Below are 10,431 nucleotides of genomic sequence, written 5' to 3'. Positions count from 1 at the left end.
CCTTGTTCGTCAGGGGTTTATTTGTAAGCGTCGACCCAAGGCATCTTTCGTAGAGACCTGAACGTGCTCATGCTGTCGGATTTTTTGACGGATGCAGACGATGGAAGGTAAGCAAGTGGTACCCGTGACGCCGCGCACTGCGAGACGCAGTTTCACCAAGGAATTCAAGCGAGAGCTGGTGCGCCAAGCGATGCTGCCGGAGGTTTCTCGTGCAGCTCTGGCCTTGGCCAACGGCGTCAACGCCAATCAACTGGCACGCTGGTGTCGCGAGCATCAGCGTGCCGACCACGTCACTTTCGTGTCCGTCGTCAGCGCCGCATCCACTGCTTCAGAATACGCTCGTGCTCCGCTAGCCACAGTTCCCCCGACTGAGCTCGAGTGGCTGCATGGCCAGACCAGGATCGTCATTCGGGGGAACGTCGAGGTCGAGATTCTGCGCACGATCATCTCGCAAACCTTGGCATCCTCACGTGCAGCATGATCGGGCTACCTCCCGGCACGCAAGTGTGGCTGGTCGCCGGCGTAACCGATATGCGGCGTGGCTTCGACGGTTTGGCCGCTGTCGTGCAAACTAAACTTGCCAACAACCCGTACGGCGGCCAGGTGTTCGTCTTCCGAGGTCGGCGCGGAGACCGAATCAAGGTGCTCTGATGGGACGGACAGGGTCTGTGTTTGCTCTGCAAACGCCTTGAACACGGTTATTTCGTCTGGCCGCAGGCCGATTCCGGTAGCGTGCATTTGAGCGCTGCGCAGTTGTCCATGTTGCTTGAAGGCATCGACTGGCGCCGACCACAGCGCACCGCCACACCCGGTGCGGCGTAGCCGTAGCAGTTGTATACGTGGCCTGAAATGCGTAAACTGTCGCCATAGCCAGGAAGGCTGCACCACGCAGACGCACGAACATTTCGTCGAGATGCCAGGTTTTGGCGATACGGCCGGTGATCTTTACATGTGCGGCAAACCGGGCCCCAAATTTATCGCATCACCGCCGTATCGATTCGTAGCTGATGATCACGCCGAGCTCGAGCAATAATTCTTCGATGTCGCGCAAGCTCAGCGAGAAGCGAAAGTACCAGCGCACCGCTAGTCTGATGATGGCAGGTGGGAAGCGATGGCCGCGATAAATAGAAGAGGTTTTCATGCGCCAAGCTTACCTGACCGCTTCGATAACTTGACGGTGCCCATTAGTCTACTACATAGACATCCGGCCGATACAGCTCCATATATCTATCAGGATTGGCCAGTGCCGAGAAACCGTGAGGCTGGTACACACCATGGGCGTTGGATGTGACAAGAACGACTCTCCTCAGTTGCTTAAGAAGATCTGAGCTGAAAATAAATTTCATTAGCGCTGCAGCGTACCCACGCGACCGGAATTCTGGGAGCACAAATACATCACAAAGATAAGCGAACGTCGCCATGTCAGTTATGACTCTCGCAAAACCGACTTGCACGTGCCCAAGATATGCGCCGAAACATATCGAACCATCGACGGCTCGTTCAACAGTTTCTCGCGATATTCCTTTTGACCATGCAGCGTCGCGATGGAGAAAGTTATAGACCATATCGATGTCCAGCAAAGATTTATCGGTTGATATATATAGATTTGTATTATTCATGAAACCGACTCCTTATCAGATGTTTTCAGTCACCTTATCGCTGCTCGTGTGGTACTGGATGAGCTTAGCCCCGTATGTATTGCCTACAAGCGCTACTATTATCAAGCCAGCGGAGGTGATGCTCAGCGCGTCATATCGCTCTCCGAGTACGATCCAACCGCCGAAAATACCAAAAACAGGACTAATTAGATAAAAAGGTGCAACGACAGAAGTCGGGTACAACGTCATCAACTTAGCCCAAGTCCCAAGCGAAAATAAGGTGCCCAGAATTGACAAGAACAAGAGCGCTAATACGCTACTCCAGGTCAGACTCCTTATTGCGTGAGTTAGCGCGACTAGCCCACCCTCTGATACAACTGACAACAAGAGTAAGGGAATCGGAGGGACTGCACTCATCCATATTGTAAAAGCGAACATATCAACTTTGCCCGCTCGCTTCAATTCGATATTGCCCCATGCAAATCCCGCCGCCCCCAGGACTGCAAGCATAAGTGGAGCAATCGGAAGCGCGGCCGCAAACCTAACGTAAGCGAGCATCGATATGCCTAGCAAAGCGAGCGCCATCATGCACTTCTGCAGTGTAGACGAGCGTTCCCGCAATACCACGCTTGACAATAGCAGCGTCATAAATACCTGAAGCTGAGCGATCACCGATACAATCCCTGCAGGAACTCCTAACCGTATCGCAGAGAACATGCATCCGAACTGTACAACACCCAGACATAATCCAGCTCTACAGTACAATGCTGCCGGAAGCGCAGGCCTTCGCGAGAATACCGCGCCCAATAGAAAGACGATGAGAAATCGCATTGCTGCAAGCAACAACGGAGGGCAGCCGCGCAAACCGATACTAACGGCGATGAAGCTAAAGCCCCATATTGCCGAGACTAGGCTTGCTAAGATGATATGACGTATTTTCATATTACCTTACTCGGCTATGATAAATCGCGGAAAGCCTCGCGAAGTCGATTCAGAAATATTTCAATCTCTTCTGCACCAACATTCAACGGGGGTAGAAGTCTTATCGATACTGGATCGTGTGCAGCGGGTATCGTCATAACGTTTCTTTCAAGCAAGGCTTGCCATAGCTGCAGTGCTGCCCCCCCGCCATAGCGTCGGAGCGCGTCTGGCATGGCGCGTATCGAAAGAAGTAGTCCAACCCCATCGCATGTGAAACCGAAATCGCGACCGCATTGCTTCACTCCGAGCTGCAGTCGTTCACCCTGCACTCGCACATGGGCACAAATACCGGCATCTTCCAGGAGGGAGAGAACGTGCGTACCACAACGCATGCTAAGTCGGTTGCAGCTAAATGTTGACCCATGAATCTTTGCGGCGCTGGTACGGCCGAACACAGACTGATAAATAGAGTCCCTCATTAATACCGCCGACAGCGGGAGGATACCGCCTGTCAGGCCTTTTGATATTGTCACGATATGCGGCGCGGGTACATCCAGGGCCTGGTAAGCAAACCAATGTCCTGAACGTGCCACGCCGCATAGGATTTCGTCGAAAATCAATACTGATCCGTGTTTCTCACATAATGCCGCGACCCGCTGAAGAGCATCTTTAGTCCAGGCGTTCGAGCCGGCGGTGCCCTGAACAGGCTCCAAGATAATCGCAGCTATGTTCCCCGTTTCCAGGGCCAACTCAATAGAGTCGGTATCGTTTAGCTCCGTTTGTCGGAACTCACCAGGTGGTGCGGGCAACCCGCGACGCCAGAAATCTGATCCGGCAAGCGAGGTCGCACTTAAAGAGAGTCCGTGAAATCCGCCGGCAATGCTTAAAAGGCCTCGCCGTCCGGTATGAACCATCGCGAACTTCAAGGCTGCATCTACCGCATCGGTGCCCGCGCTACCAAAATATACCTTGCCGTCATTTATCCCCGCAAGGCGGATTAGCCGTCCTGCCAATTCGCCGGCCTGTTCAGATCTCCCGAGCGGATTGAGGTTCGGAAGCCCATCTCGTAAATCCGAACTAAGAAGGTTCAATAGATCTGGAGGGTTGTGTCCAAGGGGCATTGCACCGTATCCGGTGACGAAGTCAAGAAATTCACGGCCGTCGGTCATGAAGAGCCTACTGCCCGTTGCTCGCTCCGGCCTAATGTCTAAACCGCTGAGCCGGACGATGTTCGACCAGGCTGGATTAACAAAACGCTCGTACGCGTCAAGGTTTAAAATCTCGTCGGGCATCATTGATATGATGCCGCGTAGGTTTCAAGCGAACACATTCTTAGTGTCTCTTGCTTGCCGTAGAAATCCGCGGCCTGATCCATCGCACGAAAGTTTAGTTCGATTAGAAATGCGAGATTTTCTAAGGCACGGTTCTGCGCGTCCGGCGAAATTACTCCCACCTCCTCGAAGAACAAACGCGACAATGATGCATGATTCAATTCGACGTTCAGTTCGTCATGCCGCTTCGCTATAGCTTGATAGTCAATTTTGCAATTTGCCAGTTCCTCGAGACGATGATGCACCGGATTGTCAATGCCAAGCATCCCCTCGGTTACCATGATGGACGCCATGTATCCTACGGCATCAAATCGACCTATCACCGTAAACGCGTCGACGTACGCTTGAAAAAGCGGTAGAGGCAATGCGCTATCGAGTTGTGCAGCGGTGACGCCTAGACCGATGCACGTGGCACGTTCGAATGCTTCATGTCCGATTTCTTCTTGAAAATACCGATACACACGTTGCTTAATTGGTGTCCTGGTACGTTTGATCATCAGCGGGGCTATAATTTCCACAAAGCGTTGCGTTACATGATATTGCTCGATAAATAATCCTTGAACCACGGGCCCAAACTTCGCCGAAGGGTCATTGATCTTTATAGAAAAACGTGATTCACCGAGGTTTGATAGGCTGGAAAGTGCAAACGCTTCAGCGCGTCGCATAAAATTTAGGCCGGTGTCCGCGTGCTCGAAGCAAGTTCTTGCGTTGATTTGACTTCTCCCGTCATCCATTGACGAGAGGCGGACTAGATCCACTAGGCAGAGCAGGTAAGCCTCGACGTGCGCTACGCAATAGAAGCCCGAGCTGCTTGGTATCGTTCGAAGCATAGATAACCTGTCTGTTTCGAGCCTAGCCCCGAGCTGCCCTGCCGCAATAGCCAATATCTGACGCCAGAGGGGTATAACAATAGGCAAATTCTCTTCTACGTAAAGCTTTTGCAAAAAGAAAGTTTGTATGGCGAAGTCGTTTCGGCCATTAAATGTTGGAATATGGGCTACGCTAAAAGCGTCGGCGCGCGGCACCGGTGCGTCCAAGAGCCCAGCAAAGCATGAGATGGCACGCTGGATATCTGCTTTTTGATTCTCTGCCAACTTAACAATTGTTTGGGCTGCAATACTAACCAAGGCATCGTAACGCGTAGCCAACGCCGGTAATACGTCCATGCTTGGGGGTTTGCTCTCCACCAGAGATAACTCGTCAAGTTGCTTGGCCAAATTACTCTGCCAGGGAAGCGCAAGACCCTCTTTTATATCCGTCCAAATTTGACTCTTGGGATCTCTCATCTGTAATAGACTGTCCAAGAGAATCGGCGCGGCAATCTCAGATGCATTTATTTCGAATTCTTCATTATCTACAGCCATGAGAATAGTCTTGCCATCTCGATCCAGTTGAGCCGAAAGTGGAACGAGTCGCGGTTCATCATAATTATTGACGTTCCAAGATTCCATGATATGTAGTCCTATATAATTAGAAATTATTGAAATTTTCTGGGAATGATCGCGTCCTGTCTGCCGTAGTAAGATATAATTTCTTCTTCTTGTTGAGCCATCGTCTCAATAGTCAGTATTAGGTTTTTCTCGACGACGATTTGCTCCTCGCGGGAAACGGCGCTCAAGTCTGAAAGCAAGTCGCCGGTTATATCCTCGTGGTCGAGGGAATCGTTCAGATTCGCGTGTTTGAACAACGGTTCCGAAAATGCTTCGGGCAATCCGATTTTCTCGCAGTACACCGAAAGCGCTTTATTAAAGCGAACGCTCGGTATCTCGAAAAGAAACAGTACACTCTTGAACGAAAGTAAGTGCTGTTTCGCGTAGACTCCAAGCGCAGCGCATAAAGCAAATGTAGACGGGAGCGGTACAAGCTGATCCAGCTTTCCGGGTGATGTGTCGATGCCTACTGCCCTGAGACACTCTACAAGCATGAGGTCGTGATCCAGTTCGGAGACCAAGAACCGCTGCAGGGCGTTTCTGTTTTTCCTAGTGTCAGCTTGCGAAAGTGCAGGTGCGATCAGACCAGGCGCCTCTCTGACCAAGTAGTAATACTCAAGCGCATAGCCGATAAGCATTTCCCGTGTCAAGGATCCTTCTTCTATCATAGTGTATAGCTTTGATTTACATCGCGCGCGCGTAGCACGACCAGCTAGATCTCGAATATGCGCATTGAACTCCGGACCAGAACGTACATCAGTTGACAGCGTAAATTGCGACTCAGTGATTAATCCCAGCCGATCGAGATCTTCCAGCAACGGGTCGATCGCGCTATGAATTTGGGCATGCCGCGTGTGCAGTTCACCAATCGACGTGTGTCCCATTTTCAAGGAATCTACCAAAGCGCGCATTTGCGTGCTATTTTCATCGGTTGTGGAAATATCGCAAGACTGGTTACCGTACAGAAGCGCGATACCACGTTCGCTTTCCCGCATTTCAATACCATCACGCAATATTGGCCTATAAAACAAGTCCTTCGTTCCAGGTGCTTGCATAATATTCTTACCCAATGAGTTTTCAAATGTGATCTACACGACGCAAAAGGTCATCGGTAGTAGAATAGTGTCTCCAAACGCCGGTGTAAAATGTGTCGTACAGCTCAATGAATAGGTACGTTAGCGTTCGCATGCGGCGGATGGTTTCATTATCTACAACTGGAATGTTGGCGAAAATTTTTCGGGTAAGGCTTCCGTGCTCGCCTTTTAGATTAATATCTGAGTGGGCTTTTACGGGCTTTATGAAATCCGGATCAATGGCTACCCGATACGCTGCATCTAAAAAGGAATCCTGCTTAATATCCTTCCCTTCAAGGATGCCCAGTGTCGTGAAGAAGAAGAGAGGATCATTATGTGCCCAATAAGCTAGGCTATTGCATAGCGCCATTGTTTGTGGAAGCGGGATGGTATGTGCCAGGTCGTCGCGTGAAATACCGATATGATTGAGTGCCTCCAAGAGTAGCTCATCATGACCATATTCCTCCGCGTAGAATTCGTTCATCGCGAGGCGCACTGACGTATTTGGCACATAGGAAAGAACCGGTGCATCAAAGTAACTCTCGCGGAAAAGGAAATGATAGTTTTCAATGACCATCCCATAAATCACCGAATTTGGGATGTCACCCGGTTTTTCAGCCCTGGCACAGTTTACCCAAAAAGGGTTACGGTAAAGTGTTTGGTACAAAAGTCGATTTGATAAGTCCTCTATTTCGAGCAGCGCCTCTAAGCCTGTTTTACCCGTTACGGGAACTACCGGGCGGATGATACCGTGAGATGCTAGGCTGTTAATTAGCGAGCGCACATGCTCGGCGGAACGCGTTGGCAAGACATCCGATAGATCTGATAGGTTACGGTCTTTCGCTAGACTTTCTAATAGATCCGATGCCTCATCTGAGGTTATAGCACCAGACTCAAGTTCAAATTCATCGCCGCCCGCAGTTTTTACGACAAGTGGCGAATGCGAAATGATCGTAGAGTTCAGGCAAAACTTTTGTACATCAGGCGTAATTGGTTCCACGCTGTGCTCCATTCCTATTCTTAGTAAAGCAGAGTCACCGATGTCTCGGTGACTCTGCTTCCTAACGTAAAATCAACCGTTTATAGATGAACGGGGATAAGCACTGGACGCGGATTACGAGGCTTCACAACGATGACAGGCTGTTTAGTAGTCGCTTGCGACATATCATTCTCCTAAAAAAACTACTCGCTGAAAGCCGGCGAGCAACGGCTTTGCCGCTTCAACGGCAATTTGGTCCGTTTTTACGAAATATTATGAAAGTATTTATATCGGTCAAAGATTCGTGGGCCATGAATCTTCAGTTCCCGACTTAGGTTCCCGCTGAAATGTTCCTGGTTGCTCTTAGCCGTCTCGAATCACACACGATGTGTCGATTGTTTATCTAAACTTTAGTTTGTGGAATGAACGGTCTAGTGATTTTTTCGGTAAACTGTTAAGTTACTCGGTTTGAACTGTTCGCAACGATTGCGTGAACAGTCTACCTAAGTAAGGAGGGGCATGAAGATCGCGCTGGACGCCGGATCAGACCTGTCGATGTCGGAGCAGATCGTCAGACAAATTGAAACGCTCATTGCGGAAGGACGCCTCCACGCGGGGGAAAAATTGTGGTCAATCAGGCAACTGGCAGTCGATCAAAAAATTAGTCGTTTCCCGATATTGGAGGCATATGACAAGCTAGCTAACCGCGGACTGATCTATTCGCGTCCTGGATCCGGCTACTTCGTCGCAGAAAGCATCGACTTGGAACGGGCAGCAGGTGGAGAAAACCGCTCTTTAGCCCAATCGGGAGTTGGCCAATTATGCGATCAGTGCGCTCAATCTGAACAACTCATCAATCTTTCCGTTGGCTCCATCCCGGAAACGTGGCGTGACGTGGAAGGCATTGCCCAGGCTGTTCGGCACGCAGTAAAGAATGATTCCCGAAGCTTAATTGACTATGCTTCGCCTCAAGGAGAGCCCAGGTTGCGCCTGCAAGTACAGCAACGGCTACGGCGCTTCGAACTTGGTGTCGACCCTCAATGCATAATGTTGACGGATAGCGCCAGTGAGGCACTAGATTTGATTGTAAGGCTAGTGTTGAATCCTGGGGACACTGTTTTTGTCGAGGATCCTGGATATTTCAATCTCTTTGGTCTTTTGAAAATCCAAGGTGTCGAGCTCATTGGTGTGCCGCGCCTGCCAAACGGTCCAGATATCTTGGCGGTGGAAAATTTTCTGCAAACGGCTTCACCCAAGGCTTTTTTCGTAAATTCCGCATTACACAACCCGACTGGATCGAACGTTTCGCCCGACGTGGGTTTTCGGCTGCTTCAACTGGCTCATGAACACGGTTTCCTCATCATAGAGGACGACGTTTTTGCTGAGTTCCAGGCTGTTCCGTCTGTTCGACTTGCAGCGCTCGACCGATTGAGACAAGTAATCTATGTCAGCGGTTTCTCCAAAAGTCTATCGTCATCTTTAAGACTAGGTTACATCGTTGCTGCCCCCGAGAAAATAAAACATCTCGTTGACCTGCGCGCTATAACCCGACTTGGCGGCTCGAGGTTTAGTGAGCATGTGACGGCCGCTTTGCTCGAACACGGGACATATGGTAAGCATCTTGACAGGCTGAGGCGTAAAGCGAACAGCGCCTTGTCCATCGCACTAGGGCATCTGCGTGATGCAGGATGGCAGGTGTTTGGGGAGCCTTGCGGCGGGATGTTTATCTGGGCGAGCGTACCCGGAATTGCTGATTCCGCACACTTGGTAGACAAAGCTGCTGAACTTGGAATAGCGTTGGAAGCCGGGCGTCATCATAGACCGAACAATGAAGCGACGCCATGGCTTCGCCTTAATACCGGGTGCATGAACGACGCGAGAGCGATCGAATTCCTTTACTCGATAACGAAAACATAGCGTTGGCCCGTTTGTAGTAATGGTATGAATGCGTCCCACCCCTGATATCGAAGGAATAGACTAGGATTCTTACGATTCGACAAAATCGATACGCCGAAGTGGATAATGCTCGATTCCTAGTCAATCAGGGAGTCTCATCATGAATCTAATGCCTGTTGGTATAGACATCCCTCGCTCGACCATGGGGGCCTGGATTGGCGCATGTGGCGTGCAACTGCAACCTTTGGTTGACGCACTGCGTGCGCAAATCGTGACGCATCGCGTGCTGCAAGCCGACGAGACACCTGTCTCGACGTTGGTGCTCGGCAAACAGAAGACACACCGATCGTATCTCTGGACATACTGCCCTGGGGCGTTCGAGTCAATGAAGGGCGTGGTCTACGACTTCACCGATAGCCGTACGAGAGAGCATGCCCGCGCCTTCCTCGGCGACTGGCAAGGGAAACTGGTTTGCGATGACTTCAGCGGTTATAAGGCATCGTTCACGCAAGGCATGACAGAGATCGGCTGCATGGCACATGCACGACGCAAGTTCTACGAGCTGCACGCGAGCAATAAAAGCCAGATTGCCGAAGCCGCGTTGAAACACATCGGGCAGCTCTACGAGATCGAGCGCGAAGTACAAGATCTAGAACCCGATGAGCGTCATGAACGACGACAGAAACGAAGTCGACCGATTGTCGATGCACTCCATACATGGATGCTACTGCAACGTAAGCGCTACTTTCTCCCCACCTGAATGGGCATATGAAGACGCTCACTCGGGAGAGCGGATATTGAACGGCTTTTTGGGATGGGTTACGGCTATACGGCGCGGTGCTGTTTGGCGTAGTTGAACGGCAGGAAGTCGCTGATGTCTGCGTTTGTGGCCCGTTGCCGCAGTTCCTCGAGAACATGCAGCAGATACCCATACGGTTCGACATCGTTTGCACGGCACGTCAGCATCAGACTGTGGATCATCGCACTGGCCTCGGCGCCAGCGTAAGCGGCTGGTGATCCCATCTTGAGGGATGCGGATGCGTGGTCATGGGCGTTAGATCAAGGGTTGGCCATGATCCTTGCCGACAATCGACTGCGGCTGCTTGCCGCGACCGGACCAGGTCCGGCCAGTCTCTGGATCTCGACATATCGACTGGACTTTCACATGTTTGGGTTCGGACTTTTGCGTTTTCGGGACGCCCA

The 10,431-nt window shown here is 50.9% G+C and carries 8 protein-coding genes and 4 pseudogenes; 4 read left to right on the top strand and 8 right to left on the bottom strand.

What is annotated here, in order from left to right:
• The first annotated feature begins 100 nt into the window (after nucleotides 1-100).
• Nucleotides 101-481 (top strand): transposase, encoded by a 381-nt coding sequence (locus SJQ66_RS05260; RefSeq protein ID WP_320533884.1) that lies wholly within the window; start codon nucleotides 101-103, stop codon nucleotides 479-481.
• A pseudogene (tnpB, locus tag SJQ66_RS05255) lies at nucleotides 478-822 on the top strand (IS66 family insertion sequence element accessory protein TnpB). Before SJQ66_RS05260 ends, tnpB begins: the two are co-directional and overlap by 4 nt.
• Nucleotides 823-856: 34 nt before the next feature.
• Here the strand turns inward: tnpB and SJQ66_RS29595 are convergent.
• From SJQ66_RS29595 to SJQ66_RS05220, 7 genes and pseudogenes are all read right to left on the bottom strand, one after another.
• Nucleotides 857-1,141: pseudogene (locus SJQ66_RS29595) on the bottom strand (IS6 family transposase); the annotation flags it as partial.
• Between the two features lie 43 nt (nucleotides 1,142-1,184).
• The gene (locus tag SJQ66_RS05245) at nucleotides 1,185-1,619 is read right to left on the bottom strand and encodes a GNAT family N-acetyltransferase (protein WP_320533883.1); all 435 of its coding nucleotides are present in this window, start codon (nucleotides 1,617-1,619) and stop codon (nucleotides 1,185-1,187) included.
• A gap of 15 nt (nucleotides 1,620-1,634) precedes the next feature.
• Nucleotides 1,635-2,540: an EamA family transporter gene (locus tag SJQ66_RS05240; protein WP_320533882.1), complete on the bottom strand. Its 906-nt coding sequence runs from the start codon at nucleotides 2,538-2,540 to the stop codon at nucleotides 1,635-1,637.
• A 14-nt stretch (nucleotides 2,541-2,554) separates the two neighbouring features.
• Complete coding sequence (locus SJQ66_RS05235) at nucleotides 2,555-3,814, bottom strand: class-III pyridoxal-phosphate-dependent aminotransferase (RefSeq protein ID WP_320533881.1); 1,260 nt, start codon at nucleotides 3,812-3,814, stop codon at nucleotides 2,555-2,557.
• Entirely contained in the window at nucleotides 3,811-5,301 is a 1,491-nt protein-coding gene (locus SJQ66_RS05230) for a hypothetical protein (protein WP_320533880.1), read from the bottom strand. The genes SJQ66_RS05235 and SJQ66_RS05230 overlap by 4 nt, the downstream gene beginning before the upstream one ends.
• A 26-nt stretch (nucleotides 5,302-5,327) precedes the next feature.
• Entirely contained in the window at nucleotides 5,328-6,350 is a 1,023-nt protein-coding gene (locus SJQ66_RS05225) for a hypothetical protein (protein WP_320533879.1), read from the bottom strand.
• Nucleotides 6,351-6,357: 7 nt separating this feature from the next.
• Nucleotides 6,358-7,353, bottom strand: a complete 996-nt coding sequence (locus SJQ66_RS05220; protein ID WP_320533878.1) for an iron-containing redox enzyme family protein — start codon at nucleotides 7,351-7,353, stop codon at nucleotides 6,358-6,360.
• Nucleotides 7,354-7,851: 498 nt separating this feature from the next.
• Between SJQ66_RS05220 and SJQ66_RS05215 the strand changes: the two genes are divergently transcribed.
• Nucleotides 7,852-9,249, top strand: a complete 1,398-nt coding sequence (locus SJQ66_RS05215) for an aminotransferase-like domain-containing protein (protein ID WP_320533877.1) — start codon at nucleotides 7,852-7,854, stop codon at nucleotides 9,247-9,249.
• Between the two features lie 157 nt (nucleotides 9,250-9,406).
• Nucleotides 9,407-9,967 (top strand): annotated as a pseudogene (gene tnpC / locus SJQ66_RS05210) (IS66 family transposase); the annotation flags it as partial.
• An 86-nt stretch (nucleotides 9,968-10,053) separates the two neighbouring features.
• Here tnpC and SJQ66_RS05205 read toward each other — a convergent pair.
• Nucleotides 10,054-10,227 (bottom strand): annotated as a pseudogene (locus SJQ66_RS05205) (transposase domain-containing protein); the annotation flags it as partial.
• Nucleotides 10,228-10,431 lie beyond the last annotated feature (204 nt).

It is taken from the genome of Robbsia andropogonis, from assembly GCF_034047095.1.
In the GTDB taxonomy this organism is placed as follows: Bacteria; Pseudomonadota; Gammaproteobacteria; order Burkholderiales; family Burkholderiaceae; genus Robbsia; species Robbsia andropogonis.
The sequence above is the reverse complement of the archived record's forward strand: the minus strand, read 5'-3'. Positions and strand labels throughout refer to the sequence as shown.